This is a genomic window from Tsuneonella sediminis, from assembly GCF_051912845.1.
Taxonomy (GTDB): Bacteria; Pseudomonadota; Alphaproteobacteria; order Sphingomonadales; family Sphingomonadaceae; genus Tsuneonella; species Tsuneonella sediminis.
Genome location: NZ_JBNCBU010000001.1, coordinates 885,526 through 911,544, shown reverse-complemented (window position 1 = coordinate 911,544; position 26,019 = coordinate 885,526). Strand labels below are relative to the sequence as shown.

26 protein-coding genes are annotated in these 26,019 nt (G+C 68.4%); 21 read left to right on the top strand and 5 right to left on the bottom strand.

All coding sequences use genetic code 11. The annotated features are described in order from the left end of the window. Positions 1 to 27 precede the first annotated feature (27 nt). Positions 28 to 855, top strand: coding sequence for a type I methionyl aminopeptidase (map, locus tag ACPV3N_RS04695; protein WP_440115222.1), 828 nt, complete (start codon positions 28 to 30; stop codon positions 853 to 855). On the opposite strand, the gene ACPV3N_RS04690 is transcribed toward map, so the two are convergent. Both ACPV3N_RS04690 and ccmA read right to left on the bottom strand, forming a co-directional pair. Next, on the bottom strand, positions 852 to 1,514 hold the full coding sequence (locus ACPV3N_RS04690) for a heme exporter protein CcmB (RefSeq protein ID WP_440115220.1): 663 nt from the start codon (positions 1,512 to 1,514) through the stop codon (positions 852 to 854). The genes map and ACPV3N_RS04690 overlap by 4 nt on opposite strands. Then, positions 1,511 to 2,083, bottom strand: coding sequence for a heme ABC exporter ATP-binding protein CcmA (gene ccmA / locus ACPV3N_RS04685; RefSeq protein ID WP_440115218.1), 573 nt, complete (start codon positions 2,081 to 2,083; stop codon positions 1,511 to 1,513). The genes ACPV3N_RS04690 and ccmA overlap by 4 nt, the downstream gene beginning before the upstream one ends. Positions 2,084 to 2,136: 53 nt before the next feature. Here ccmA and ACPV3N_RS04680 point away from each other — a divergent pair, with 53 nt between their 5' ends. Beyond that, complete coding sequence (locus ACPV3N_RS04680; RefSeq protein WP_440115214.1) at positions 2,137 to 2,427, top strand: 4a-hydroxytetrahydrobiopterin dehydratase; 291 nt, start codon at positions 2,137 to 2,139, stop codon at positions 2,425 to 2,427. Positions 2,428 to 2,436: 9 nt separating this feature from the next. Here ACPV3N_RS04680 and ACPV3N_RS04675 read toward each other — a convergent pair whose 3' ends face one another. The 3 genes from ACPV3N_RS04675 to ACPV3N_RS04665 form a co-directional block, all read right to left on the bottom strand. Continuing rightward, positions 2,437 to 3,255: an SDR family oxidoreductase gene (locus tag ACPV3N_RS04675; RefSeq protein WP_440115212.1), complete on the bottom strand. Its 819-nt coding sequence runs from the start codon at positions 3,253 to 3,255 to the stop codon at positions 2,437 to 2,439. A 79-nt stretch (positions 3,256 to 3,334) separates the two neighbouring features. Beyond that, a complete protein-coding gene (locus ACPV3N_RS04670) occupies positions 3,335 to 5,386 on the bottom strand; it encodes a S9 family peptidase (protein WP_440115210.1) in 2,052 nt (683 codons plus the stop codon). Between the two features lie 65 nt (positions 5,387 to 5,451). Then, positions 5,452 to 6,069 carry a DNA-3-methyladenine glycosylase family protein gene (locus ACPV3N_RS04665; protein WP_440117439.1) on the bottom strand — a complete coding sequence of 206 codons (618 nt, stop codon included), beginning with the start codon at positions 6,067 to 6,069 and terminating at the stop codon, positions 5,452 to 5,454. Positions 6,070 to 6,171: 102 nt separating this feature from the next. Between ACPV3N_RS04665 and ACPV3N_RS04660 the strand changes: the two genes are divergently transcribed. The 19 genes from ACPV3N_RS04660 to ftsA all read left to right on the top strand — a co-directional run bounded on the left by ACPV3N_RS04660 (position 6,172) and on the right by ftsA (position 25,963). Beyond that, positions 6,172 to 6,489 (top strand): 2Fe-2S iron-sulfur cluster-binding protein, encoded by a 318-nt coding sequence (locus tag ACPV3N_RS04660; RefSeq protein WP_440115208.1) that lies wholly within the window; start codon positions 6,172 to 6,174, stop codon positions 6,487 to 6,489. Between the two features lie 87 nt (positions 6,490 to 6,576). Further along, positions 6,577 to 7,575, top strand: a complete 999-nt coding sequence (locus tag ACPV3N_RS04655) for a cysteine synthase A (protein ID WP_440115206.1) — start codon at positions 6,577 to 6,579, stop codon at positions 7,573 to 7,575. A gap of 61 nt (positions 7,576 to 7,636) precedes the next feature. Further along, a complete protein-coding gene (locus tag ACPV3N_RS04650; protein WP_440115204.1) occupies positions 7,637 to 7,975 on the top strand; it encodes a hypothetical protein in 339 nt (112 codons plus the stop codon). Next, the gene (locus ACPV3N_RS04645) at positions 7,965 to 8,711 is read left to right on the top strand and encodes a motility-associated ABC transporter substrate-binding family protein (RefSeq protein ID WP_440115202.1); all 747 of its coding nucleotides are present in this window, start codon (positions 7,965 to 7,967) and stop codon (positions 8,709 to 8,711) included. Before ACPV3N_RS04650 ends, ACPV3N_RS04645 begins: the two co-directional genes overlap by 11 nt. A gap of 349 nt (positions 8,712 to 9,060) precedes the next feature. Next, positions 9,061 to 9,540, top strand: a complete 480-nt coding sequence (locus ACPV3N_RS04640) for a division/cell wall cluster transcriptional repressor MraZ (protein WP_440115200.1) — start codon at positions 9,061 to 9,063, stop codon at positions 9,538 to 9,540. After that, complete coding sequence (rsmH, locus tag ACPV3N_RS04635; RefSeq protein WP_440115198.1) at positions 9,537 to 10,484, top strand: 16S rRNA (cytosine(1402)-N(4))-methyltransferase RsmH; 948 nt, start codon at positions 9,537 to 9,539, stop codon at positions 10,482 to 10,484. The genes ACPV3N_RS04640 and rsmH overlap by 4 nt, the downstream gene beginning before the upstream one ends. Continuing rightward, the gene (locus tag ACPV3N_RS04630; protein ID WP_440115196.1) at positions 10,484 to 10,960 is read left to right on the top strand and encodes a hypothetical protein; all 477 of its coding nucleotides are present in this window, start codon (positions 10,484 to 10,486) and stop codon (positions 10,958 to 10,960) included. Before rsmH ends, ACPV3N_RS04630 begins: the two co-directional genes overlap by 1 nt. Beyond that, positions 10,957 to 12,678 carry a peptidoglycan D,D-transpeptidase FtsI family protein gene (locus ACPV3N_RS04625; protein ID WP_440115194.1) on the top strand — a complete coding sequence of 574 codons (1,722 nt, stop codon included), beginning with the start codon at positions 10,957 to 10,959 and terminating at the stop codon, positions 12,676 to 12,678. Before ACPV3N_RS04630 ends, ACPV3N_RS04625 begins: the two co-directional genes overlap by 4 nt. After that, a complete protein-coding gene (locus ACPV3N_RS04620) occupies positions 12,675 to 14,165 on the top strand; it encodes a UDP-N-acetylmuramoyl-L-alanyl-D-glutamate--2,6-diaminopimelate ligase (protein WP_440115192.1) in 1,491 nt (496 codons plus the stop codon). Before ACPV3N_RS04625 ends, ACPV3N_RS04620 begins: the two co-directional genes overlap by 4 nt. After that, positions 14,162 to 15,619, top strand: a complete 1,458-nt coding sequence (locus ACPV3N_RS04615; protein WP_440115190.1) for a UDP-N-acetylmuramoyl-tripeptide--D-alanyl-D-alanine ligase — start codon at positions 14,162 to 14,164, stop codon at positions 15,617 to 15,619. The genes ACPV3N_RS04620 and ACPV3N_RS04615 overlap by 4 nt, the downstream gene beginning before the upstream one ends. 12 nt (positions 15,620 to 15,631) lie before the next feature. After that, the gene (gene mraY / locus ACPV3N_RS04610; protein ID WP_440115188.1) at positions 15,632 to 16,702 is read left to right on the top strand and encodes a phospho-N-acetylmuramoyl-pentapeptide-transferase; all 1,071 of its coding nucleotides are present in this window, start codon (positions 15,632 to 15,634) and stop codon (positions 16,700 to 16,702) included. After that, on the top strand, positions 16,699 to 18,036 hold the full coding sequence (murD, locus tag ACPV3N_RS04605) for a UDP-N-acetylmuramoyl-L-alanine--D-glutamate ligase (RefSeq protein ID WP_440115186.1): 1,338 nt from the start codon (positions 16,699 to 16,701) through the stop codon (positions 18,034 to 18,036). Before mraY ends, murD begins: the two co-directional genes overlap by 4 nt. Then, entirely contained in the window at positions 18,033 to 19,253 is a 1,221-nt protein-coding gene (locus ACPV3N_RS04600; protein WP_440115184.1) for an FtsW/RodA/SpoVE family cell cycle protein, read from the top strand. Before murD ends, ACPV3N_RS04600 begins: the two co-directional genes overlap by 4 nt. Continuing rightward, positions 19,250 to 20,449, top strand: coding sequence for an undecaprenyldiphospho-muramoylpentapeptide beta-N-acetylglucosaminyltransferase (gene murG, locus ACPV3N_RS04595; protein WP_440115182.1), 1,200 nt, complete (start codon positions 19,250 to 19,252; stop codon positions 20,447 to 20,449). The genes ACPV3N_RS04600 and murG overlap by 4 nt, the downstream gene beginning before the upstream one ends. Further along, positions 20,446 to 21,861 (top strand): UDP-N-acetylmuramate--L-alanine ligase, encoded by a 1,416-nt coding sequence (gene murC, locus ACPV3N_RS04590; RefSeq protein ID WP_440115180.1) that lies wholly within the window; start codon positions 20,446 to 20,448, stop codon positions 21,859 to 21,861. The genes murG and murC overlap by 4 nt, the downstream gene beginning before the upstream one ends. Beyond that, positions 21,858 to 22,826, top strand: coding sequence for a UDP-N-acetylmuramate dehydrogenase (gene murB, locus ACPV3N_RS04585; protein ID WP_440115178.1), 969 nt, complete (start codon positions 21,858 to 21,860; stop codon positions 22,824 to 22,826). Before murC ends, murB begins: the two co-directional genes overlap by 4 nt. Beyond that, positions 22,823 to 23,782: a D-alanine--D-alanine ligase gene (locus ACPV3N_RS04580; protein ID WP_440115176.1), complete on the top strand. Its 960-nt coding sequence runs from the start codon at positions 22,823 to 22,825 to the stop codon at positions 23,780 to 23,782. The genes murB and ACPV3N_RS04580 overlap by 4 nt, the downstream gene beginning before the upstream one ends. Next, a complete protein-coding gene (locus ACPV3N_RS04575) occupies positions 23,775 to 24,683 on the top strand; it encodes a cell division protein FtsQ/DivIB (RefSeq protein ID WP_440115174.1) in 909 nt (302 codons plus the stop codon). Before ACPV3N_RS04580 ends, ACPV3N_RS04575 begins: the two co-directional genes overlap by 8 nt. Further along, entirely contained in the window at positions 24,683 to 25,963 is a 1,281-nt protein-coding gene (gene ftsA, locus ACPV3N_RS04570) for a cell division protein FtsA (RefSeq protein WP_440115172.1), read from the top strand. Before ACPV3N_RS04575 ends, ftsA begins: the two co-directional genes overlap by 1 nt. The last annotated feature ends 56 nt before the right edge of the window (positions 25,964 to 26,019 follow it).

Sequence of the window (26,019 nt, the reverse complement as noted above, 5' to 3'; positions counted from 1 at the left end):
TCGCGTTCCAGCGCCTATGTGCGCCGCATGACCGAATACCAGACCGTAACCGGGACCGAGACCGTCGTGCGCGACGGCACGATCAAGCTTCACGGGCCCGCCGGGTTCGAGGGCATGCGCAAGGCCGGGCGGCTGGCTGCCGAGATCCTCGATGCGCTGGCGCCGATGGTGCAGCCAGGGGTGACCACCGGCGAACTCGACGACGTCGTGCGGCAGATGACGCTCGACGGCGGGGCGGTGCCCGCGACACTCGGGTATCGCGGCTACACTCACTCGTGCTGCATCTCCGTGAACCATGTCGTGTGCCACGGCATCCCGGGCGACAAGGCGCTCAAGGACGGCGACATCGTCAACATCGACGTGACCCCGCTGCTCGACGGCTGGCACGGCGACACCAGCCGGATGTACCTTGTCGGCGACGTGCCGCTGAAGGCGAAGCGGCTGGTCGAGGTCACCCACGAATGCCTGATGATCGGAATCGAGCAGGCCAAGCCCGGGGCGCGCCTCGGCGATATCGGCGCGGCGATCCAGGCGCATGCCGAAAAGCACCGCTACGGCGTGGTGCGCGAGTTCTGCGGCCACGGCCTTGGCCGCCTGTTCCACGACGCGCCCGAGGTGGTCCACGCCGCGAAAGCCGGCACCGGCCCCGAACTGCGCCCCGGCATGTTCATGACCATCGAACCGATGATCAATCTCGGCCGCCCTTGGGTGAAGCTGCTCAACGACGGCTGGACCGCGGTGACCCGCGACAAGAGCCTTTCCGCGCAGTTCGAACACTCGATCGGCATCACCGAGAACGGCAACGAGATCTTCACCCTGAGCCCGACCGGGCGCGACAAGCCGCCCTACGCCTAGGTTTCCCGCGCGGCCCGTACTGCCGCCCCTGCAGCGAAGGGCGCGATAGCGCACAGCGCCAGGCTGATCGCCGCGCACAGCGCGAGTCCCGCGCCGTCGGGGTTTGCCAGTGCGCCCGCGCCGAAGATCAGCACCGGCACCGCTAGCGGGATCAGCAACAGCCCGCCCAATGCCGCGCCGCCGCGCAGGGTGGCGGTGAGGGCGGAGATGGTAAGGCCGATAGCGGCGAGACCGGGAGTGCCCGCCAACAGGCCTAGCAGCAGCGTGCGGGTCGTTTCGCCCGGCAGGCCCAGCAGCGCGCTCGCGGGGAGGGCGGCGATCAGAAGCAGCGGGCCGAAGCTCAGCCAGTGAGCGAGAAGCCGTACGGCCAGCACCAGTTCCTCCGATATGCCGCGCAACGCGAACTGGTCGAAGAAGCCTGCTTCCAGATCGGGCGCGACGAGCCGGTCGATCGGCAGGATCGCGGCGAGGAGGGCGGCGATCCACAGCACTCCGCCGCCGGTCCGCGCCAGGAGCGGCGCGTCGGGTCCGACGGCGAACGGAAACAGGACCGCCACCGCGACGAAGAACAGCACCGGCAGCCACGGCCCGCCGAGCCCACTCGATCCGCCGAAGCCGAAAAGCAGGCCCAGGTCCCGGCGGAGCAGCGCCGCGATCATGCGGGAAAATCCGCCAGATCGACCCTGCCGAGGCGCGGGACGGCGATCGGTTGGTGCGAGGCGATCACCGCGATCCCGCCACGGGCGCAATGGTCCGCCACGCGCGTCTCGAGCTGGCGCGCCGCATCGGCGTCGAGCCCGTTCAGAGGCTCGTCGAGCAGCCAGATGCCGCCCGCCCGCGGGTTCGACTGCCGCAGGGCCGCACGCTTGCGCTGGCCGGTCGACAGGAAGCGGACGGGCACCTCGTCGAGCGTGGCCAGCCCCGGATCGGGGATAACGGGGCCGCCGTCGATACGCTGCCAGAACGCGAGCGCGGCGCCGAGCGGCAAGTACTCGTCGAGCGGCAGGTTGCCGTCGAGCAGCGCGACCGGACCAGCGGTCTCCACCGACCCCGCGAACGGACGCAACAGGCCGGCGAGAATGCGCAACAGGCTTGATTTGCCCGTACCGTTGGCGCCTGCAACCTGCAGCGCTTCGCCGGGTCCAAGCGCGAACGACAGCCCCGCGAACAGCAGGCGATCCCCGCGCCGGCAGGCAAGATCGTGTGACGCGAGACGGGCCCCTTCCATCGCCGGCCGCGTTAGGCCATGGCCGCCGGGCCGACAAGCGAGGGAAACGAGAGATGGCCATCGCCGAACTGACCGAAAACGAACGCAGCGCTGCGCTTGCCGACCTGTCCGGCTGGTCGCTTTGCCGAGAGGGCAAGGCGATCGAGCGGACGTTCACGTTCGCCGATTTCGGCGAGGCGTTCGCCTTCATGATCCGCGCGGCGCTGATCGCCGAAAAGACGGATCACCATCCCGAATGGTTCAATGTCTACAACCGCGTCGAGGTGACCCTGACCACGCACGACGCGGGCGGCCTCAGCGTGCGCGACGTGGCGATGGCAAAGGCGATGGACGCGCTGGTCTGACGCCGGCGTCTACTTGCCCAGCGGGCGGGTCGAATTGCGGACCTGCCGGCGGAGCCGTCCGGGCATCCAGCGCGAGGCGAAGGCGAGCCGCCGGGGTGTCTTGCCGACCAGCGTGTGCAGCCTGTTGCGGTGCACCGCGTCCCACGCCCCCTGCGCGACCGCCAGCGCCGGGGTGATCTCCAGCCCGCCTTCGATCACGCGGGATCGGATCGATTCGTTCGAGGCCTGGTTGGGGCTGTGTTCGAGAAGGGGGGTGTCGATGAAACCGGGCATGAGGTCGCGCACCGCGATGCCGAATTCCGCCCATTCGGCGTCGAGCGCCTCGGTGATCGCGCGCACGCCGAACTTGGTCGCCGAATAGACGCTCGCCCCTGACGTGCCATAGATCCCCGCCGCGCTCGCCGTGTTGAGCAGGCACGATCCCGGCGCGGTCTCGCGGAGATGGGGCAGCGCGGCCTGCGCACCGAAGATCACGCCCTTGAGGTTGACGTCGAGGCAGCGCTCGATCTCCTCGGTCGTGTTGGTGTCGAGCGATCCGCCGAGCGGTATGCCGGCGTTGTTGGCAACCACGTCGATCCGCCCCCCCGCGGCGGTCGAGAACGCGGCGAGCGCGGTGTCCCACGCTGCCCGGTCCCGCACGTCGAAGCGATGGGCGAAAGTGAAGCCGCCGTGTCCGGCATCGCCGATCCGGGCCTGGGTTTCCTGCATGCCCGCCGCGTCGACGTCGCCGAGGCCGACGAACCAGCCGCGCCCCGCGAAGTATTCGGCGATCGCGCGGCCGATCCCCGACCCGCCGCCGGTGATGAAGATCGCCTTGCGCGTGTTCATCGCTTCCACTCCCCGACCAGCGCCCTGCTGGCGCCCCCTTACGGGCGATAGCGCGACCAGTAGCGGATTGCTACCGTTCTCAGTCGGTGAGCCCGCGGACGTACTCGGCGCCTTCGACCACTTTCGCGGTCGACTTTGCGACTGCGTCGCCGATCGGCTCGGCCCGCCCGCCAAGACAGGTGGCGAGGAAGTTCTCGGCGACCGCATTGAACGCGATGTTGTTCGACGGCCGCGCGAACCCGTGACCTTCGTCGGGGAAGAGGACGTAGGTCACCGGGATGCCCTTGGCCTTCATCGCCTCGACGATCTGGTCGCTTTCGGCCTGGTTGACGCGTGGGTCGTTGGCGCCCTGGCCGATGAGCAGCGGACGCACGATCCTGCCCGCGCTGTGGAGCGGGCTGCGTTCCTTCAGCATCGCGAGGCCATCGGGCGCATTGGGGTTGCCCATCCGCTGGTGGAACTGCTCGATCATGGGCGCCCAGTAGGGCGGAATCGTCTTGAGCAGCGTTTCAAGGTTCGAAGGGCCGACGATGTCGACGCCGCAGGCCCAGCGGTCGGGCGTGAAGGTCAATCCGGCCAGCGTGGCATAGCCGCCATAGCTCCCGCCCATGATCGCGACCTTGTCCCGCGGCGCGATGCCCTTGGCGACCGCCCAGTCCATCGCGTCGTCAAGGTCGTCCTGCATCGCGCGGCCCCATTGCAGGTCGCCGGCGGAGATGAAGTCCTTGCCCAGCCCCGTGGAGCCGCGGAAGTTCACGCTCATCACCGCGTAGCCGCGGTTGGCCAGCCACTGGTGATAGGAATTGTAACCGTACCGGTCGCGGTCCCACGGGCCTCCGTGGACGAGCATGACCATCGGCACGGGCGCATCGGGCACGCCGTCCATGTTGGCGTCGCTGCCCGGCGGCAGGGTCAGATAGCTGACCAGCGTCTTCCCGTCGCGAGCCGGAACCTCGAGCGGATGCATCGGCTGCAGCGGCATTCCGACAAGGTCGGGCCGCGCGGTGTAGAACTCGGCAAGGGTCCCTGCCTTGCGGTCGTAGAGCCATGCCTTGGCCGGCGCTGTCACCGGGTCGTTGACGACGACCCACTTGGTGTCGTCCTCAGTCCGGCTGGTCACCGAGAACTGGCCGTCGAGCCTGCTGTCGAGCCAGTCGAGCGAAGCCTTTATCTGCGGATCGAGCGCGGTCCATTCGGTCTTGAGGTAGTTGACCGAATAGGCCTCGACCTTGCCGGTCTTCGGATTCGACAGCGCGCCGCCGATGTCGGCCTTGGTATCCTGCGCGATGACCGTCTTCGCGCCAGTCGCGGTGTCCTGGGCGATCAGCGCGGCGGTGTTCCGCCCGCGGCTGTCGATCCAGTACAGGGTCTTGCCGTCTGCGGTGTAGCCGGCAGGCGACGTGGTCAGCGAATCCTCGAGCGCGGTGCTTTCCGACGGCGTGTCCGCCACCTTGCCGTCAACGATCGGAAACATGTCCATGCCGCCCGCTGCATTGGCGCGCAGGGCCATCCGCAGCGTGAGCGAATCGTCGGCGAGGAAGCCGGCATAGGCTCCGTCGTTGCGGAGCACCTCGGTCATCTTGCCGGTGCCGAGGTCGAGCAGGTGGACATCGTGAAAGCGTGCGTCGCGGTTGTTTACTCCGACGAGCAGCTTGTCCCTGATCGTGGTGGAGCTGCCGATCAGCTGCACGGTGGTCTTTTCGAACGGGGTGAGGGTGGTTTCCCCGCCGGTCGCGACGTCGATGCCGTAAAGGAGGAAGTTCTCGTCGCCGCCCTTGTCCTGGATGTAGAGCAGGCTGCGGCTGTCGGGCGCCCAGAAGTACTGGCGTATCGGCCGTTCGGTGGCCGCGGTCATCGGCCTTGCCGCGTCGGGGTTGCCCGATGGCGCGATCCATACGTTCAGCACGCCGTCGCGCGGGGCAAGCCAGCTCAGCCACTTGCCGTCAGGGCTAAGGCGTCCCGCGCTGCGGGTCGGATTGCCGAAAAGAACTTCGCGCGGGATCAGCGGTGCTGCCTCGGCGGCGGCGTTGACGGATGGGGGCATCGGGGCCTCGGCGATGGAAGTGGTGGTACAGGCGGACAGCGCCAGCGCCGAAGCTGCGACGGCGAACGGAATGCGAATGGAACCCACGGCGCTTCTCCCCCAAGCGATGACTGTCTTATCCTGCTAATACAGGTTCGAGGCCTCGTGCAAGGCTAAAGTGCTGGATTGTTGTAGCAATGCCAGGTGAAGATCGCCGCCGCCCCGCGGTGGGGCCGCCAGGTTTCGGCGAGCGCGCGGGTTTCCTTCTCGCTTGGCCGCTCGTCGAGGTCGAGGATCCGGCCGAGGCCCGCCTGGACGGCGAGGTCGCCGGCGGGCCAGATGTCGGGCCGGCCTTCCGCGAAGAGAAGATAGATCTCGGCGGTCCAGCGGCCGATTCCCTTGACCCTCGTCAGCTCGGCGATGGCCTCCTCGTCGTCCTCGGGAAGCGCGTCGAAATCGATCGCTCCTGCCGCGACCAATTCGCACAATGAACGGGCATATCCCTGTTTCTGGCGGGAGAGGCCGCAGGCGCGCAGCGTGTCGAAGTCACGCGACAGGATGACGTGAGGGTCCATCCCGGCTCCAACTTCCGCCTCGAGCTTTGCCCACATGCTCGCCGCGGCGGCAACGCTGACCTGCTGGCCCACGATCGCCCGCAGCAGCGTCACGTGGCCGCGCTCGCGGATGCGCGGTTCGGGATAGCCGGCGGCATCGAGCGCGCGCGCGATCGCCGGCTCGCGTGAGGCAATCGCGTCGAGGCTGTCCCTGATCTGGCTTGCGGTAAGGCCCACCCGGCTGGTCTCCATATCGGCGGCAATCTTGCCAAAGAGGCGGCCAGCCCCTAGCAGCCGCCCCGAGCGCCCGACAGGGCAAAACCGAGGACCCCGAACGCCATGCCCAAGCTGATCGTCGTCAACCGCGCCGGTGAGGAAAGAGCCGTCGATGTCGCCGACGGGCTGACTGTCATGGAGGCGATCCGCGACAACGGGTTCGACGAACTGCTCGCGCTGTGCGGCGGGTGCTGCTCCTGCGCGACCTGCCATGTCCACGTCGATCCTGCCTTCGCGGACAGGCTTCCGCCGATGAGCGAGGACGAGGACGACCTCCTTGAATCGAGCGACCACCGCGACGGGAACTCGCGGCTGGGATGCCAGGTCCCGTTCACCGCGGACCTCGACGGGCTGAGGGTTACGATCGCCCAGGAGGACTGACGCCCCTGCCTCCCGGCAAGGCTGGGTAGCAGACCGCAAACCGGAAATGCATTGCCGCCCGATGGGCGCGCTCCTAGCTCGGCCCTCATGATTGCCCCAGTTCGCGCCCAGGCGCTCGACCTTATCGGAAATACCCCGATCGTGCGGCTCGCCGGTCCCAGCGCCGAGGCGGGCTGCGACATATTCGGCAAGTGCGAATTCCTGAACCCCGGCGGCAGCGTGAAGGATCGCGCGGCGCTGGGGATCGTCCGCGATGCGGAAGAAGCGGGCGATCTCGCGTCCGGCGGCACCATCGTCGAGGGGACGGCCGGGAATACCGGGATCGGCCTGGCGCTGGTCGGCAATGCGCTCGGCTACCGGACGATCATCGTGATGCCCGACAACCAGAGCCGCGAGAAGATGGCGACTCTGCGCGCGCTGGGCGCCGAACTCGTCCTCGTGCCGCCCACGAAGTATTCCGACTGCAACCATTTCGTGCACACCAGCCGCCGCCTCGCAGAGGAAACGCCGGGAGCAATCTGGGCGAACCAGTTCGACAACACCGCCAATCGCAAGGCGCATATCGAGACGACCGCGGCGGAGATCTGGGACCAGCTCGAAGGCAGGATAGACGGGTTCACCTGTGCGGTGGGCACTGGCGGCACGCTTGCCGGCGTGGCGATGGGCCTGAAGGAGCGCGACGAGAAGATCACCATCGCGCTCACCGACCCGCACGGGGCGGCGCTCTACAGCTACTACGCCACCGGCGAACTGCGGTCGGAGGGCAGCTCAGTCGCGGAGGGTATCGGCCAGGGACGGATTACCGGCAACCTCGAAGGCGCGCCGATCGACACCCAGTTCCGTGTGTCGGACGAAGAGGGGCTCGAATGGGTCGCCCGCCTGCTGCGCGAAGAGGGGCTGTGCCTGGGCCTGTCGTCGGGGATCAACGTCGCCGGCGCGGTTGCGCTCGGCAAGCAGCTTGGGCCGGATGCGCGGGTGGCGACGATCCTGTGCGACACGGGCTTCCGCTACCTGTCGACGCTCTATTCGCCCGAATGGCTGGCGGAAAAGAAACTGCCGGTGTTCGACTGGCTGCAATCCAACTGAGGTGGCTCACTCCAGCCGCCCGAGATTGACTGGTTGGCGTCATCGGCTAGCCTTGCGGTCGATGGCCGGACGACCGCCAACGCTCGTTCATGACGAGACCACTCCGATCACCCCGCTGGGCGGCACGCGCGCGCAGGCGGTCCAGCGATTGCAGGTGGGCCTGTCGCTGCTGCTCGGCATCGTGCTCATCGTCGGGCTCGCGAACGTGATCGAGGACCGCGCCAAACAGAGTGACAAGGCCGCGGTCCCTGATGCCGCATCGACCGTCGCGCCGAGCCCAGCGTCCACCGCCAACGATCCGCTCGCCGACGCCGGGGTCGTCCCCGACCTCCCCGCCGAAACGGCGCAGGCCACGGGCACGCCGGCCGCCGTCGATCTCGAACCCGAAGATGGGCAGTAGAGCGCGGCTGGCCGCCGCGGGCCTGCTCGCGGCGCTGCTGGGGGTCGCCATCGCGGGGCAGGTCCTGCCGACGGTGCGCGACGAAGGCGACAAGCCCGCGCTCGGCCTGTTCACCTCGCTGCCGATCTACTGGGCCGAAAGTGCCGACATCGCCGATGCGCTCAGGCAGCGCGCCGCGGAAGACCACTGGGCACGCCGCGCGCTCGAGCGCGAAAACCGGCTCGTCCCGCTCGACACGCTCGACGGACGCGAACTCAAGGACCTCGACCGGCTGGTCATGGCACAGCCGCGTCCGCTCGCGCCGGTCGAGAATGTCGCGCTCGACGAATGGGTGCGCGGAGGCGGGCGCTTGCTGCTGTTCGCCGACCCGTTCCTGACCGAGCACTCGCGCTTCGCGCTGGGGGACCCGCGCCGGCCCCAGGGGATGGTGCTGCTGTCGCCGATCCTCAAGCGCTGGGGCCTCGAACTCCGGTTCGACGAACGCCAGCGTGCGGGAGAACGCATCGTCGAAAGCGGCAACGTGGCGCTGACGGTGGACCTTGCCGGGACGCTCGCTGCGGTGCCGCCGGGCGCTCCCGCGCGCTGCACGATCGAGTCCGGGGGACTCATCGCGGCCTGCAAGGTCGGTTCAGGGGCGGTGACAGTGGTGGCCGATGCCGCCTTGCTCGACCGGGATCGGGCCGCGGAAGACAGCGCCGACACCCTCAAACACCTGGTCGTTCGCGCCTTCGATTGAACCGCGCGGGTTCGCGCACGGGAAATCACGGGATAGCCCATCGGTTCACAGGAAATGACCGCAATCCTCTCGGCGAGAAGCCACCGCGGTGCCCGTCTGCATTGGTGATCCGCTGGCTTTATCCACACGAAAATCAGCCGTTAACCGCGCTATCCCGCATTTTCCCGCACTTTTCCCTTCCATCCCGGCCGCGGAAAAGTTAATAGACTGTTCCATCGGACATCCCGTTTCCGCTGCACCGCCGTCGATGCGGTGCAAGACGCCGACGCATGCGTTTGCGGCTGCGGGAAAGATGTGTCTGCGGGGTTGGCCCTTCCGGCGTTTGGAGCGGGGCCGAGGATGGGGACGGGTGGCAACATTGCTTTTCGGCGGTTACAGCGGACAGGCCTTTTCGCCCCTCGGCGAAAAGGGTCGTTTCGTCCTGCCGCCGCTATTCCGCAGCGCGGTAAAGGAATCGAGCGACGGCCGCGTCCTGTGCCTCGACAAGCATCCCCGGTTCACCTGCCTGGTCGGCTTCGGCCTTTCGCGTCAGAACGAGCTCGAGGCCCAGCTCGACCGCGAGGAGGACCGCGCGGGACCCGACTTCGACCGCGATACGCGCGCCGCGCAGCTGTTCGGCTTCGCGCGGGTGCCGTTCGATGATTCGGGCAGGTTCGTGCTGCCCGATCACCTGCGCATGCTGGGGAACATCGATGATGCGCTGTTCTTCCAGGGCGGCGGGCGAAGCTTCACGATCTGGAATCCCGCCGAACTGATGAAGATGGATGACGCTTGGGCTGCCGCGAAGGCCGCCTGCGCGCAGTTCCAGTCCGAGGGGAAGGGCAAGTGACCGCGCCGCACGTTCCCGTCCTGCTAGACGAGGTGATTGCCGCGCTGGCCCCGAATACGGGCGACGTTATCGTCGATGCGACGTTCGGGGCCGGCGGCTACACCCGTGCACTGCTCGATGCGGGGGCAATCGTTCATGCGTTCGATCGCGATCCCGACGCCATTGCGGCGGGCCGCGGCTGGCCGGAAACTGCGGAAAACCCGCCCCGGCTGGTTCTCCACGCGCGGCGTTTCTCCGAGATGGTCGACGCGCTCGCCGAGTCGGGACTCGCGCGGGTCGACGGGATCGTGATGGATATCGGCGTTTCTTCGATGCAGCTCGACCAGGCGGGGCGCGGGTTCGCGTTTTCGGCCGAAGGTCCGCTCGACATGCGCATGAGCCAGGACGGGCTTAGCGCGGCGGATTTCCTGAACGCGGCGGACGAGAGCGACATAGCCGACGTGCTTTACACCTACGGCGAGGAGCGCCAGAGCCGCCGGGTCGCCCGGGCGATCGTCGCTGCCCGTCCGCTGGAGACCACCGGGGACCTTGCCCGCGTGGTGCGCAAGGCGCTGGGCTATCGCCCCGGCGCTCCGAAGGACCCGGCGACCCGCAGCTTCCAGGCGATCCGTATCCACGTGAACGCGGAGCTCGACGAGTTGCAGACCGCGCTCGCGGCGTCGGAGGTGCTGCTGGGTGAGGGTGGCCGGCTTGCGGTCGTCAGCTTCCACAGCCTCGAGGACCGCCTGGTCAAGCGCTTTCTCCGCGATGCCTCGGCGGTTCAGGGTGGCTCGCGTCACCTGCCGCAGGCCGAGGTGGTGCCGCCCACGTTTGCGCGCGTTTCGAAGGGGATCCGCGCCTCCGAAGCCGAGGTCGCCCGCAACCCGCGGGCGCGCTCGGCCACGCTGCGCCATGCGGTCCGCACCGCGGCCCCGGCGCGACCCGAAACCGCGAGGGCCGCGTGATGGTCGCCGGCAGCCGCCTGCGCCAGATCGGATGGGCCGTGACCCTGGCGCTGTGCTGCGCGGTCTTTGCCGCGCTCACATTCAAGGTGAACTCGGTACGCAGCGAGGTGCGGCTCGCGGAACGCAAGATCCTGTCGCTCCAGCGCGAGAAGATCCTGCTCGAGACCGAGTTCGAGACCCGCGCCAGCCAGCAGCAGCTTGCTCAGTGGAACGCGGTCGATTTTGGCTATCAGGCGCCGGGGCCGGGGCAGTATCTAGAAGGCGAGCGCCAGCTCGCCGGGCTCGGCGAGGCGCGCCTCCCGACCGCACCCGCGCCGATCCGCGTCGCCCATGCCGACGACGCCGCTCCGGCGCACTTTCCCGCGATGGTCAGCCCGCTCACCGGCAAGCCCGTCCGGGCCGTGTCCGACGACACCCGCTCGCTGGCGGACAAGCTCACCAACGGCGGTGCGTTTCTTGCCGAGGCTGGCCAGTGAATGCGCTGACCTACACCGCCGCGATCCATTCGGGGCGGGTCCAGCTTGTCACTCTCCGCCAGCGGTCGCTCTCCACCGCGCGGCTGCGCGTATTGCTCGTGGCCGCCGCGTTCGCCGCGCTCGCCGCCGCGGCGGTCCTTCGCATCGGCTACCTCGGTATCACCGGAAGCGGGCGCCCGGTGACCTCGTTCGAGGAGGCGCTGCTCCCGCCCCGGGGCGAGATCACCGACCGCAACGGCGAGCCACTCGCCCGCGCGTTCCCTGCCTTCGCCATGTGGTACAACCCAGAGGCGCTGGGCGACGGCAGCCCGCTGGTGAAGGGGCCGCGCGCGGTCGCCCGCGAGCTTGCCGCGATTTTTCCCGATGTCGACGAGACCGAGCTCGCCGACCGGCTGGCCAAGGGCAAGCCCGGCTACCTCCGCCGCCGCGTGCTGCCCGAGGAAGCGAACAGGGTTCAGGCGATCGGCGAACTTGCACTCGAGCTGCCGCAGGAAACCGACCGGCACTATCCGCAAGGATCGATGGCGGCGCACGTGCTCGGCTACGTCGGGGCCGACGGCCATGGCCGGGTCGGCATGGAGGCGGTTCTCGATCAGCACCTTCGCGATCCCGCCACGCGGGGCGAGCCGGTTCCGCTGTCGATTGACGTGCGGGTGCAGGGCGCGCTCGAGGACGAGCTGACCCGGGGAATGCGCGCCACGAACGCGATAGGCTCTGCCGGCATCGTCCTCGACGTCGATACCGGCGAAGTCCTCGCGCTCGCATCGCTGCCGGAATTCGATCCCAACCACATCGACCAGGCCGGCGTGGACAACATGTTCAACCGGGTGACCAACCAGGTCTACGAACTGGGTTCGACCTTCAAGCCTCTCACCGTTGCGGCCGCGATCGACGCGGGCACGATTACCGACTTCGGCCGCCGCTACTCAGCTCGCCCGTTTCCCATCGGAGGTTTCACCATCAGGGACAGCCATCCGCTGGGCGATTCGCTGAACACGCCTGAGATGCTGATCCACTCGTCGAACGTCGTCACGGCGCACATCGTCAGCGACCTCGGCCCCGACCGCCTGAAGAAGACGATGGCCGACCTCGGCATGAACGAACGGCCGCACATCGAGCTGCCGGCGCGCGGGTTTCCCCTGTGGGCCAGTGGCAAGTGGCCGATGTTGCGCGCGATGACGGTGGGCTACGGCCACGGCATTGCTGTCACTCCGCTGCACCTCGCGAGCGCCTATGCCGCGATGGTCAACGGGGGCATCTGGCGCCCGGCGACGATGCGCAAGGTGGCCCCGGGCGAGACGATCAAGGGCCGCCGGGTGTTCAAGGCGAGCACTTCGGCGCGGATGAACCAGCTGCTGCGGATGATCGCGGTCTACGGCACCGGCCGCAATGCGAACGCGCCCGGCTTCCGGGTGGGCGGCAAGACCGGTTCAGCAGAAAAGCCAGGGGCAGGCGGGTACCGCAAGAGCTCGCTGGTCTCGACCTTCGCCGCCGCATTCCCGATGGACCGTCCGCGCTACGTCGTGATCGCCATGCTCGACGAGCCGAAGGGAACCGTCGCCTCGAGTTTCCAGCGCACCGCGGCGTGGAACGCCGCTCCCATCGTCGGGCGGCTGGTCCCGCGGATCGGTCCGATCCTGGGCATCGCGCCCGATTCGACGCGAGACGTCGACCTGACCGACCTCGACCCCCTCGTCCCGCAGGGGCGCGGCGAATGAAGCTGGCGAAGATCGCCGCCGAAGCCGGTTTCGATCCCGGTGCGGCCGCCGACCGCACGGTGACGGGGTTCGCCATCGACCACCGCAAGGTTGCGCCCGGCACGGTGTTCGGCGCGTTCCAGGGCTCGGCGTTCAACGGCGAGGATTTCATCCCCGCCGCGGTTGCCGCCGGCGCGGTCGCGGTCGTCGCGCGGCCCGAGGCGAAAGTGGAAGGCGCGCTGCACATAGCCGATCCCGAGCCGCGCCGGATGTTCGCGCGCGCCGCGGCGGTCTTCTTCCGGCCGGTACCGGCAACGGTGGTCGCCGTGACCGGCACCAACGGCAAGACCTCGACAGTCGAGATGACGCGCCAGCTCTGGCGCATGGTGGGGGTCAGCGCAGCGTCGATCGGCACGCTGGGCGTCACCACGCCCGATGAAAGCGTTTCGACCGGGCTGACCACGCCTGACATCGTGACCTTTCTGTCGAATCTCACCGGCCTTTCCCGCGAAGGGGTGACCCACGTTGCCTACGAAGCGTCGAGCCACGGCCTCAGCCAGTTTCGCAACGAAGGGCTGCACGTTGCCGCAGGGGCCTTCACCAACCTCAGCCGCGACCACCTCGATTACCATGCGAGCATGGACGATTATTTCTCCGCGAAGATGCGGCTTTTCGACGAGGTCGTCGCAGACGGCGGCACGGCGGTTATCTGGCGCGACGGCGATGGATGGGCCGAACGCGCCGAGGGGCACGCGCGGAGGAGGGGGCTGCGCGTGTTCTCGGTGGGCGGCGAGGGGGAGGACATCCGCCTCGTCGCCCGCACGCCCGGCCGTCTCGGCCAGGAACTCGAGATCGAACACGCGGGCGTGACCCGCCGGGTGAACCTGCCCCTGATCGGGGCCTACCAGGCCGCCAACGCCCTTGTCGCCGCGGGCCTCGTGGTCGCCACCGGCGGCGATGCGGCAACCACCTTCGAGGGACTCGCGCGGTTGCAACCCGTTCGCGGCCGCCTGGAGCGGGCGGCGCTCAACCGGGCGGGTGCGCCCGTCTACGTCGACTATGCCCATACGCCCGACGCGCTCGAGGCGGCGATTGCCGCGCTGCGACCGCACGTCAGCGATGCCCCGCGCGGGCGGCTGATCGTCGTGTTCGGCGCAGGCGGCGACCGCGACCAGGGCAAGCGGGCCGAGATGGGCCGCGTCGCAGCCGAGCGCGCCGACGTGGTCATCGTGACCGACGACAACCCGCGCGGAGAGGACCCGGCGGCGATCCGCCGGCAGGTGATGGACGGCGCGACCGGCGCGCGCGAGATCGGCGACCGGCGGGCGGCGATCGCCACGGCGGTCGCGCTGGCGCAGGCGGGGGACATCGTCCTTGTCGCCGGCAAGGGACACGAACAGGGCCAGATCATCGGCTCGGGAGAGAACATGAAGGTACTGCCGTTCGACGACGTAACCGTGGCGCGCGAAGCCGCCGCCGCGGGGCCTGAGGGCGGGGCTGCCCGATGAGCGCGCATTCCGCCTTGCGTGCGTGGCCCAGGCAGAAGCGCGACGCGCTGCGGCTGGCGCTGTGGACCTCCGAAGAGATCGCCGAGGCTACCGGGGGGACCGCGTTCGGCGAATTCCAGTGCGCCGGGGTCGAGATCGACAGCCGCGACGTGCGTTCGGGCGACCTGTTCGTCGCGCTCCGAGGCGAGACGACCGATGGTCACCGGTTCATCGACAAGGCCATTGCGAGCGGAGCGGCCGCCGCGCTCGTCAACCAGCCGGTTGACTGGCCGCACGTGCTCGTATCCGACACGGGCGAGGCGCTGGCGCGCCTCGCCGCGGCAGCGCGCGATCGGGCCGAGGCGGTCCGGGTTGCCGTGACCGGCTCGGTCGGCAAGACCGGGGTCAAGGAAGCGATCTTCGCCGCGCTCGACCGTGCCAGCCGCGGCGCGGCGCACCGCAGCGTGCGCAGCTACAACAACCACGTCGGCGTTCCGCTCAGCCTTGCCCGGATGCCCTCGCGCGCGAAGTTCGGCGTGTTCGAGATGGGAATGAACCACGCCGGCGAAATCGATGGCCTGACGGCGCAGGTCCGCCCGCACGTCGCGGTGATCACCACCATCGCTCCGGCGCACATCGAGAATCTGGGATCGATGGAAGCGATCGCCGATGCCAAGTCTGAGATATTCAACGGACTGGTGGCAGGCGGCCTGGCGATCATCCCCACCGATACGCCGCACTACGAGCAGCTGCGCGACAACGCGCGCAAGGCGGGCGCGCGCGTGATGACCTTTGGCCGCGCGCCGGGGTCCGACGCCCGGTTGCTCGATGCGATCCCTTCCGCGAACGGCGGCTCGCTTGTCACCGCGGACATCGACGGGACGCGGTTGTGCTACTCGGTCGCGGAGCCGGGAGATCACTGGATCCTGAACTCGCTGGCGGTGATGGCCGCGGTGCAGGCAGCGGGCGGCGACCTCGCGGTGGCCGGGCTCGCGCTTGCCGAAATGGGCGGCCTCAAGGGTCGCGGCGCGCGCCACCGCGTCGCCGTGGCCGGCGGTCACGCGCTGGTGATCGACGAAAGCTACAACGCCAACCCGGCATCGATGCGGGCGACGTTGCGCCAACTCGGCCAGACACCGGCGACCAGGCGGATCGCCGTGCTCGGCAGCATGAAGGAACTGGGCGACTTCGCTCCCGCGATGCATGCGCAGTTAATCGAGCCGATTGCAGAGGCGCACGTCGATCACGTGGTCCTGGTGGGCGACGAGATGTGCGCACTGGCGCGCGAACTGGGGAAAGGCGGGGGCGGACCCGTTGCCGCTCCCCTCTCGTTCGCGCATTGCGATGGACCCGGCGAAGCAATCGCTGCGCTGGAGGAGTTCGGGCTCGCCGGTGGCGATGCGGTGTTGGTCAAGGGATCGAATTCGGTCGGTCTCGGGAGGCTGGTGGCGCACCTCGTCGACCGCGGTCGTTAGGCGAAGATACAAATGCTGTACTTGCTCGCCGAGTGGATGGGTTTCGAGGGACTGTTCAACCTCGTCCGGTACCAGACCTTCCGCGCCGGCGCGACGATCATGACCGCGCTGGCGATCGGCCTGATCATCGGTCCGCGCATGATCGACATGCTGCGCGTGCGCCAGGGCAAGGGGCAGCCTATCCGCGAGGACGGCCCGCAGACCCATCTCGCCAAGCGCGGCACGCCCACGATGGGCGGTCTGATGATCCTCACCAGCCTGCTCCTCGCCTCGCTGATCTGGATGGACCTTTCGAACCCGTTCGTCTGGGCCTGCATCGCGGTGACGGTGGGTTTCGGCGCGATCGGTTTCCTCGACGATCTCGACAAGGTCCGCAAGGCGAGTCACAAGGGCGTCTCGGGCAAGGTCCGGCTGCTGATGGAATTCATCGTCGCCGGGATCGCCAGCTACATCATCGTCAGCCAGATCAGCACGTTCCTTTACGTGCCATTCCTCGTCGGCAAGGGCATTCCGCTCGGGCCGTTCTATTTCCTGTTCGCTGCACTGGTGATGGTCGGCGCGGGTAACGCGGTGAATCTGACCGACGGGCTCGACGGGCTGGCGACGATGCCGGTGATCATCGCCGCGGGCGCGTTCGCGATCATCGCCTATCTCGCCGGACGCGCGGATTATTCGGCCTATCTGGGCATCCCCCACGTGCCCGGCGCGGGGGAACTGGCGATCTTCTGCGCCTCGATCATGGGAGCGGGGCTTGCCTTCCTGTGGTTCAACGCGCCGCCCGCGGCGGTGTTCATGGGTGACACCGGCAGCCTTGCGCTGGGCGGCGCGCTCGGCGCGATCGCGGTCGCCAGCCACCACGAGATCGTGCTCGCGGTGGTCGGCGGGCTGTTCGTGTTCGAGGCGCTCAGCGTCATCATCCAGGTGTTCTGGTTCAAGCGCACTGGCAAGCGCGTGTTCCGCATGGCGCCGATCCACCACCATTTCGAACAGCTGGGCTGGTCCGAGAGCAAAGTCGTCATCCGGTTCTGGATCGTGTCGATCGTGCTGGCGCTGCTCGGCCTCGCGACGCTGAAGCTGCGGTGATCACGAGCCCCGCCTTCGTCGGCAAACGCTACGCCGTCCTCGGCCTCGCGCGCAGCGGGCTGGCGGCGGTCGGGGCGCTGGTTGCGAGCGGGGCACGGGTGACCGCGTGGGACCGGCAGGACAATGCGCGGGCGAAGGTCGATCCGGCGAACGTACTGCTCGCGGATCCGCTCGAGATCGACCTCACCGGTTACGACGGCGTTGTCGTTTCGCCCGGGGTGCCGCTCAACACCCACCCGATCGCAAGGCGCGCCCCGCAGTTCGGCGTGCCGGTGATCGGCGACATCGAACTGTTCGCCCAGGCCCGCGCCAGCCTGCCGCCGCACAGGGTCGTCGGGATCACCGGCACCAATGGCAAGAGCACGACGACCGCGCTCGTTCACCACGTCCTCGAGACTGCGGGCGTGCCGGCCACGATGGGCGGCAACATCGGCCTTCCGATCCTGGCGCAGGACCCTCTACCCGAAGGCGGGGTCTACGTGCTCGAGCTCTCAAGCTACCAGATCGACCTCACCCAGAGCCTCGATTGCGACATCGCGGTGCTGCTCAACATCACCCCCGATCATCTCGACCGGTACGACGGTTTTGCTGCCTATGCGGCGTCCAAGAACCGCCTGCTCGAGATGCAGGGCGAGGACCATTTCGCGATCGCGAATTGGTCCCTGGTGGAGCATGGCCTGATCCGCCGGGGCGCGGCAGGGTTCAGCCCTCTCGTCGAGGCGAGCGCGGAGGGGCAGCGCAACTGGCCCTCGCTCCAGGGCCCGCATAACGCGCAGAACGCGGGCGCGGCAATGGCGGTCTGTGCCCGTCTCGGCCTGACGGCGGACCAGATCGAGGAAGGCCTGTCCACCTTTCGCGGCCTTCCGCATCGGATGGAGAGGATCGCCGAGCATGGCGGGGTTGCGTTCGTCAACGACAGCAAGGCGACCAACACCGACAGCACCGCGCCCGCACTTGCCGCGTTCCCAGCCGCCGGCGAAGGCCCGCGAATCCACTGGATCGTCGGCGGGTTGCCCAAGGAGGACGGGCTGGGGGCTTGCGAGGCGCATCTCCGCAACGTCAAGGCGGCTTATACGATCGGAGAGGCGGGGCCGCGCTTTGCGGAACTGTTGTCACCGCGCGTGCCGGTGGTGCGTGCCGAGATGATGTGTGAGGCATTGCGCGCGGCGATCGCGGCGGCGGTGCCGGGAGACGTGGTGCTGCTGTCGCCCGCCTGCGCCAGTTTCGATCAGTTCAAGGACTACGAGCAGCGCGGAGAGCGCTTCAAGCAGTTCGTCGAGGCGCTGACCGCCGCCGACTATCTCGAGCCGTGCTGCACGGAACCCGGCCAGTGACCGAGCGGCCCTACATCCCCCGCGCGACGGCGCCTGCTCCCCGGCACCGGTACCCGGTTTCGACCGGCGCACGGCTGCGCATCTGGTGGCGCGAGGTCGATCGGGTGCTCATCGCCCTCGTCCTCCTGTTGATGGCGGTGGGCACCGCGGCAGTCTTCGCCGCCAGTCCCGCAAGCGCGCATCGGCTGTCGACGCGTTCGATCGACCTGCCGGAACTCTACTTCTACTGGGCGCACCTGCGTTGGCAGGCGGTGGGGCTGATCTTCATGGGCGGAGCCGCGGCATTGAGCCGCGAGAACGCCCGGCGGGTCGGCATCGTGCTCGCCGCCGCGATGCTGGTGTTCCTTGTCCTAGTCCCGGTGATCGGCAGCGAGGTCAACGGAGCGAAGCGCTGGATCAACCTAGGCATCGCAGGGTTCCAGCCGTCGGAATTCCTGAAACCGGGCTTTGCGATCCTGCTCGCCTGGATCGTCAGTTGGCGGCTGCGCGATCCGCAGCTGCCGGTGCTGGTGATCGTTACTTGCGTGATGGGGCTCGTGGCCGCGCTGATGATGATGCAGCCCGATTTCGGCGGCACGATCCTCTTTGCCGGAGTTTGGTTCGTGATCGTCGTGCTCGCCGGGATCCCGCTCAAGCGCGTAGGAGCGCTGATCGGCGCGGGGGTCGCGGGGGTGACGGCGACCTATTTCCTCTACGACAATGCGCGGCACCGGATCGATGCGTTCCTTGGCGGCGGCACCGCGTTCGACCAGGTCGACCTCGCCAGCCGCACCCTTCTCAATGGCGGGTGGACCGGCACCGGACTGTGGCTCGGCGTGCGCAAGATGAACCTGCCCGAAGCGCATACCGACTACATCTTCTCGGTCATCGGCGAGGAGTTCGGCCTGCTCGTCTGTGCCGGGGTGGTCGCGCTCTACCTCGCGATCGTCGTTCGCGTCCTCGTGCGACTGGCGGACGAGGAGGACCTGTTCACGCTGCTCGCGGCGGCGGGGCTGACAACCCAGATCGGCGGACAGGCGTTCATCAACATCCTCGTCAATTTGCAGCTTTTCCCTTCCAAGGGCATGACCCTGCCGCTGGTGAGCTATGGCGGCTCGTCGACCATCGCGGTCTGCCTCGCGGTCGGTCTCCTGATCGCTTTGACGCGGCGCAATCCGTTCCTCTACCGCGAGACGCCTGGCCTGAAGGCACTGATCACGAAGGAGCTGTCCGCGTGACCCGCGCGACCCGTCATTACGTTCTTGCCGCCGGGGGCACCGGGGGGCACCTCATCCCCGCGTTCGCGCTCGCCACCGAGCTCGCGCAGCGAGGGCACCACGTCGCGCTCGTCACCGACGACCGAGGTGCGGCGCTGCCGGGCAAGCCCGATTTCCTGCCGGCGCACGTTATCCCGGCATCGAAACTGGGCCGCAATCCGCTCAGGTGGCCTGCGGCGATTGCCGCGATTGTCGAAGGACGGCGCATGTCGATGCGCCTGTATGAAAGCTTCGAACCGTCTGCCGTGATCGGTTTCGGCGGGTACCCCGTCTTTCCCGCGCTGCTGGGCGCGATGGCGTGCGACACCCCCACGCTCGTACACGAACAGAACGCGGTGCTCGGCCGGGTCAACCGTTTCTTCGCGGGCCGCGTCGACGCTATCGCCACCGCCTATCCCGAAGTCGCGCGGCTCGATGCCAGGCACGCGGACAAGGTACACCTTGTCGGCAACCCGGTGCGCGCCGAGGTCCTTTCGCTGCGCGACGAACCGTTTCCCGCATTCACTCCAGACGGCCTCCTGCGCGTGCTCGTTACCGGCGGGAGCCAGGGCGCGCGCGTGCTCAGCGAGGTCGTCCCGGACGGACTGGCGATGCTTCCGCCCGCTATCCGGCAGCGATTGCAGGTTACCCAGCAGTGCCGGGCCGAGGATCTCGAGACCGTGCGCCAGCGCTATCGCAGTCACGACATTCCGGCCGAACTGGGCAGCTACTTCGAGGACATGGCAGAGCGGCTTGCCGATGCCCACCTGTTCATCGGGCGCGCCGGCGCCAGCACCATCGCGGAACTGACCGCGGTCGGCAGGCCGGCGATCCTCGTGCCGCTTCCCATCGCCACCGACGACCACCAGGCGGCCAACACGCGCGAGATCGTCAAGGCCGGCGGCGCGCGGATGATCCGCCAGGACAGGTTCACCGCAAAGGAACTCGCCAAACAGATCCAGGCGCTCGCCCAGCGGCCCGAGACGCTGGCGACCGCTGCTCACGCCGCATGGAACTGCGGCCGGCCCAAGGCGGTCGAGGACCTAGCGGACCTTGTCGAAAGCTTCGGCGCGAACGAACTCATGGACATCATCCGGGTGGGTCCCACCACCGCACGCGGCGCGACCCAGGGCGCGGTCGCTGGCCACGGAGCGGCGCTGGAAGGGACCGGCGCATGAAGGGCGTTCCGACCGACATCGGCACCGTGCACTTCGTGGGCATCGGCGGGATCGGCATGTCCGGGATCGCCGAGGTCATGCAGAACCTCGGTTACACCGTCCAGGGTTCAGACCTCTCCGAGAGCGCGAGCGTGGAACGGCTGCGCGGCCGGGGTATCATGGTCCATATCGGCCATGCCGCCGAGAACGTCGAGGGAGCTGCAGTCGTCGTCATCTCGACTGCGGTCAAGCGCAGCAACCCCGAAGTCGTCGCCGCGCTCGAACAGCGCATTCCGGTGGTCCGCCGTGCCGAGATGCTGGCCGAACTGATGCGGCTCAAGAACACCGTCGCCGTCGCCGGCACGCACGGCAAGACCACCACGACCAGCATGATCGCCGCCCTGCTCGACGCGGGCGGAGTCGACCCCACGGTCATCAACGGCGGGGTGATCGAGCAGTACGGCTCGAATGCGCGGCTGGGTGACAGCGACTGGATGGTGGTCGAGGCCGACGAGAGCGACGGCAGCTTCCTGCGGCTCGACGGGACCATCGCGGTGGTCACCAACATCGATCCCGAGCACCTCGATCATTACGGCGATTTCGACGCGGTCCGCCGCGCCTTCGTCGAGTTCATCCACAACGTGCCGTTCTACGGCGCCGCGGTCCTGTGCATCGATCACCCGGAGGTGCAGGCGGTGATGGGGCAGGTGCGCGACCGCAAGGTGGTGACCTACGGCTTCTCGCTCCAGGCCGACGTCTGCGCGGTGAACGTCGTGCCCGAAGCGGGCGGTAACCGGTTCGACGTCATCGTCCGCCGACGGGGGGAGGAGGACCGGCGCATTGCCGACGTGCGTCTGCCCATGCCTGGCCGGCACAACGTCCAGAACGCCCTTGCCGCGATCGCCGTCGCACTCGAGATGAGCTGCGCCGACGAGACCATCCGCGAAGGTTTCGCGCAGTTTGGCGGGGTGCGCCGCAGGTTCACGCGGGTGGGCGAGGTATCCGGGGCCGCAGTGATCGACGACTATGCCCACCACCCGGTCGAGATTCGCGCCGTCCTCGCGGCCGCGCGCGAGAGCGCGAGTGCCACAGGTGGTCGGGTCATCGCCGTGGTCCAGCCGCACCGGTTCACGCGGCTCCGCGACCTGATGGACGACTTCCAGAACGCCTTCAACGATGCCGACCTCGTCTATGTCACCCCGGTCTACACCGCGGGCGAGGATCCGATCGAAGGCGTCGACGCCGATGCCCTCGTCGCCGGCTTGAAGTCGCGCGGCCACCGCTCGGCCGCGACGGTGGCCGACCGGGATGCACTGGCGCGGGACCTCGCGGGCGAGATCGCGCAGGGCGACTTCGTCGTTTGCCTTGGCGCGGGCGACATCACCCGCTGGGCGGCCGACCTTCCCGACGCGATCGCACGGGTGCCGGCATGAGCCCCCAGATAGGAGAACGGCGCGGCTGGCGGCACGGCTCGGCCCCCACGTCGGCCATCGAGGAGACGACGAACGTCCCGTTCTCGACCCGCGGCCTCCGCGGGAAGGTGACGCAGGACGCGCCGCTTGCACCGCTCGTCTGGTTCAAGGCCGGCGGCAATGCCGACTGGCTGTTCGAGCCAGCAGACCTTGAAGACCTCAAGGAGTTCCTGATGCGCGTGGGCGGGCGGATGCCGGTCATGGCGCTGGGTCTCGGCTCCAACCTCATCGTGCGCGATGGCGGCGTGCCCGGCGTGGTCATCCGTCTCGGCAAGGCCTTCGCCACGGTCGAGGCACGGCGCGACAAGGTCCTCGAATGCGGCGGGGGCGCAAGCGGCATTCTCGTATCCTCCAAGGCGCGCGACGCCGGCATCGCCGGCGTGGAATTCCTGCGCGGCATTCCCGGTACCGTGGGCGGCTTCGTGCGGATGAACGGCGGAGCCTATGGCCGCGAGGTATCCGACGTCCTGATCGATTGCGACGTGGTGCTGCCGTCCGGCGACTTCGTGACCTTGCCCGCGCGCGACCTTGAATACGGTTACCGTCATTCGAACCTGCCGGAAGGCGCGGTCGTGGTCGCCGCCCGGTTCCAGGGGCGCGAGGGCATCCCCGCCGAGATCGGCGAGGAAATGGACAAGATCGCCGCCGCGCGCGAGGCGAGCCAGCCGCTGCGAACGAAGACCGGCGGATCGACCTTCAAGAACCCGCCGGGCGAAAAGGCTTGGGAACTGGTCGATCGCGCCGGCTGCCGCGGGCTCAAGCTGGGCGGAGCGCAAGTGAGCGAGAAACACACGAACTTCCTGATCAATACTGGCGATGCGACCAGCGCCGACATCGAGGGGCTCGGAGAACTCGTGCGCGAAAAGGTGTACAGCAAGACTGGCGTCAGCCTCGAGTGGGAGATCCAGCGGGTGGGTCGCCCATGACGGACAGGCACCACGTTGCGGTCCTGATGGGCGGCTGGGCCAACGAGCGTCCCGTATCGCTCATGTCGGGTGAGGGGGTCGCAAAGGCTCTCGAGGCGCGCGGTCACCGGGTGACGCGGATCGACATGGACCGGCAGGTCGCGGCGAGGGTCGCCGAAGCTGCGCCCGATGTCGTGTTCAACGCGCTTCACGGGGTGCCGGGCGAGGACGGCACGGTGCAGGGCATGCTCGACTTGATGGGCATTCCCTATACCCATTCGGGGCTCGCCACTTCGGTCATCGCGATCGACAAGGAACTGACCAAGCATGCGCTGGTCCCGCACGGGGTTCCGATGCCCGGAGGCCGGATCGTCGAGTGCGAGACGCTGTACGAAAAGGACCCGCTGGCACGGCCCTATGTCCTCAAACCGGTCAACGAGGGCAGCTCGGTCGGCGTGGCGATCGTCACCGAGGAAAGCAATTACGGCAATCCCATCCGGCCCGACGCCAAGGGCCCGTGGCAGGAATTCGACCGGCTGCTGGCGGAACCCTACATCAGGGGCCGCGAGATGACGGTCGCGGTGCTCGACGGCCCCGACGGACCGCGCGCGCTCACGGTGACCGAACTCGTGCCCAAGTCGGGCTTCTACGATTTCGACGCCAAGTACACCGACGGCATGACCGATCACATCTGCCCCGCGCAGATCCCCGACCAGATCGCGAAACTGTGCATGCATTATGCCGTGCAGGCGCACGAACTGCTCGGCTGCCGCGGCTGCAGCCGCACCGATTTCCGGTGGGATGACGAGCTGGGCGAAGACGGGCTGTTCGTGCTGGAGACCAATACCCAGCCGGGAATGACCCCGCTGAGCCTCGTGCCCGAACAGGCGAGATACTGCGGCATGAGCTACGAGGATCTTGTCGAGGCGCTGGTGGAAGAGGCGCTGGGCCGCGCCCGGGGGGCGAAGGGTGGCTGAAACGATCAACCGCAAGGTCAAGGGTGTGCGCCGCTCCGCAGCAGCGCAAAGCCGCGCTGCCACCGCCCGCAAGGCGAAGGCGAAGACCACCGGTGCGGTGGGCGGAGCGCTCGCGCTGCTGCCGTTCACCGAAGACCAGTTGCACAAGGTGTTCCTCGCCGTGATTCTCGGCGGCGCGGCGGCGCTTGCGTGGTTCGTCGCGAGCCTTGCAGGCGTGCCCGCGCTGGCGCAGGCGCAGGTCGCCGCCGTGGCTTCGGACGCCGGGTTCGAGGTGCGCCGGGTGCAGGTCACCGGCGTCGAGCGGATGAATGAACTCAAGGTATACGAGCGCGTGCTGGCCGAGCGCGACCGCCCCATGCCGCTGGTCGACCTGGCGGCAATTCGCGCCGACCTTCTGGCGCTGTCGTGGGTCGAGGATGCGCGGGTGAGCCGCCAGCTGCCGGAAACGCTGGTGGTCGACGTGGTCGAGCGCACGCCCCGCGCGGCCCTCCAGAAGCCAGGCCGGCTGGTCCTGATCGACGGCGGAGGACACGAACTGGAGCCCGTTTCCGAGGCGAACGCCAAGGGACTGCTCAGGATATCTGGACCCGGCGCGGCGCGGCAGGTCGCCGCGCTGGATACGCTGCTCGACGCCGCGCCCGCACTCAAGAGCAGGGTCGCCGAGGCGGAATGGGTCGGCAACAGGCGCTGGAACCTCACCTTCAAGACCGGCCAGGTTCTCGCGCTGCCGCACGGTCCCGACGCATCGGCCGGGGCGCTGGTCCAGTTTGCCCGGCTCGACGGGGTCAACCGGCTGCTTGGCGGAAAGGTCGCCGCGTTCGACATGCGCGCGCCGGACCGCATCTACATGCGCATTCCCGGGCGCGCGCAGCAGGCGCTCGACGCAACGGAGGCTCGGTAATGGGCTTGCCGCGCATCGCCCGCGTGTTCGGCGCGGTCAACGTCGGGTCCTTTCGCATTTCAGCGATGATCATGGGCCTGTCGGAGACCGGCGAACTGATCGTGCTCGGATCGGGCAACCGCGCGAGCCAGGGCGTCAAGCGCGGCTATGTGACCGACATGGCGGCCGCGACCTATGCAATCCGCGATGCGGTCGAGCGGGCGGAGAAAAACGCCGGCACCTCGATCTCGAGCGTGTGGGTCGGCTGCTCGGGAGCAGGCCTCGCGAGCCGGGTCGCCAAGGTCGAAATCGACATCGGCGGGCGGCGGATCGAGGAGGACGACATCGAGCACCTGCTCGTCGCCGCGCGCGACAGCATCCAGCCCGACGGACGGATGGTGCTCCACGCGCAGCCCGCGCATTACACGCTCGACGGCGCGCACGGGGTCGCCAACCCGCGCGGGCTCCATGCCGAACGTCTCGGGGTCGATATCCACGTCATGCTGGCGGATGGCGCGCCGGTGCGGAACCTGATCGAGGCGGTGCAAAACGCCCACCTCGACGTCGAGGCGGTGGTTGCCGCCCCGATCGCGGCGGGGCACGCGTGCCTCAGCCCGGAGGAGCGAGAGCTTGGCACCGCGCTGGTCGAGATCGGCGGCGAGGTGACCAACGTCGCGGTCTACGCGGGCGGGATGCTGCTGGGTCTGACCGCGATACCTTTCGGTTCGGCCGACATCACCGACGCGATCGCGAGCGCATTCGGCATCCGGAGGTTGCAGGCTCAGCGCCTCAAGAGCCGGTACGGCTCGGCGATTGCGTCAGTCAGCGATTACAAGGACATGATCCCGGTCAACGGCCCGGGCGACGACGCCACCGGACCCGCGGCACGCGGCGCGGACGACCAGAACCGCGTGCCCCGCGCCGAACTGGTCTCGATCATCACAGAGCAGTTGTCCCGGCTGACCGACGAAATCGGCCGGGCGCTGAAGGGCATGGGGTTCACCGGGGCGAAAGGCGGCCAGGTCGTTGTCACCGGCGGTGGATCCGAACTCGCCGGCATTGCCGAATTTCTCCAGAGCGCGCTTGGCCGGCCGGTCCGCGTAGGCAAGCCGCCCGCGTTGCGCGGTCTCGGCGAAGCGAACGCGACACCCAGTTTCGTGACGCTCGCGGGCCTGTGCCTCTACGCAGCGGACGATCCGATCGACATCCGCTCGATAGGCCCGCGGCACACCGCCACCACCCGGTATTCTGGGGTTGGTCTGGTCAATCGTGTCGTGCGCGCGATGAAAGAGTATTTCTGATGGGTATTTACCCCTGTGGATAAGGAAAAACGTCCTATCCCGAGACGAATCGGTTC

Bases quoted from the DNA above. Each gene is read 5' to 3' on its own strand.
- map (WP_440115222.1), top strand. From the start codon at position 28: ATGACCGAATACCAGACCGTAACCGGGACCGAGACCGTCGTGCGCGAC.
- ACPV3N_RS04690 (WP_440115220.1), bottom strand. From the start codon at position 1,514: ATGATCGCGGCGCTGCTCCGCCGGGACCTGGGCCTGCTTTTCGGCTTC.
- ccmA (WP_440115218.1), bottom strand. From the start codon at position 2,083: ATGGAAGGGGCCCGTCTCGCGTCACACGATCTTGCCTGCCGGCGCGGG.
- ACPV3N_RS04680 (WP_440115214.1), top strand. From the start codon at position 2,137: ATGGCCATCGCCGAACTGACCGAAAACGAACGCAGCGCTGCGCTTGCC.
- ACPV3N_RS04675 (WP_440115212.1), bottom strand. From the start codon at position 3,255: ATGAACACGCGCAAGGCGATCTTCATCACCGGCGGCGGGTCGGGGATC.
- ACPV3N_RS04660 (WP_440115208.1), top strand. From the start codon at position 6,172: ATGCCCAAGCTGATCGTCGTCAACCGCGCCGGTGAGGAAAGAGCCGTC.
- ACPV3N_RS04655 (WP_440115206.1), top strand. From the start codon at position 6,577: ATGATTGCCCCAGTTCGCGCCCAGGCGCTCGACCTTATCGGAAATACC.
- ACPV3N_RS04650 (WP_440115204.1), top strand. From the start codon at position 7,637: ATGGCCGGACGACCGCCAACGCTCGTTCATGACGAGACCACTCCGATC.
- ACPV3N_RS04645 (WP_440115202.1), top strand. From the start codon at position 7,965: ATGGGCAGTAGAGCGCGGCTGGCCGCCGCGGGCCTGCTCGCGGCGCTG.
- ACPV3N_RS04630 (WP_440115196.1), top strand. From the start codon at position 10,484: ATGGTCGCCGGCAGCCGCCTGCGCCAGATCGGATGGGCCGTGACCCTG.
- ACPV3N_RS04620 (WP_440115192.1), top strand. From the start codon at position 12,675: ATGAAGCTGGCGAAGATCGCCGCCGAAGCCGGTTTCGATCCCGGTGCG.
- ACPV3N_RS04615 (WP_440115190.1), top strand. From the start codon at position 14,162: ATGAGCGCGCATTCCGCCTTGCGTGCGTGGCCCAGGCAGAAGCGCGAC.
- mraY (WP_440115188.1), top strand. From the start codon at position 15,632: ATGCTGTACTTGCTCGCCGAGTGGATGGGTTTCGAGGGACTGTTCAAC.
- murC (WP_440115180.1), top strand. From the start codon at position 20,446: ATGAAGGGCGTTCCGACCGACATCGGCACCGTGCACTTCGTGGGCATC.
- murB (WP_440115178.1), top strand. From the start codon at position 21,858: ATGAGCCCCCAGATAGGAGAACGGCGCGGCTGGCGGCACGGCTCGGCC.
- ACPV3N_RS04580 (WP_440115176.1), top strand. From the start codon at position 22,823: ATGACGGACAGGCACCACGTTGCGGTCCTGATGGGCGGCTGGGCCAAC.
- ftsA (WP_440115172.1), top strand. From the start codon at position 24,683: ATGGGCTTGCCGCGCATCGCCCGCGTGTTCGGCGCGGTCAACGTCGGG.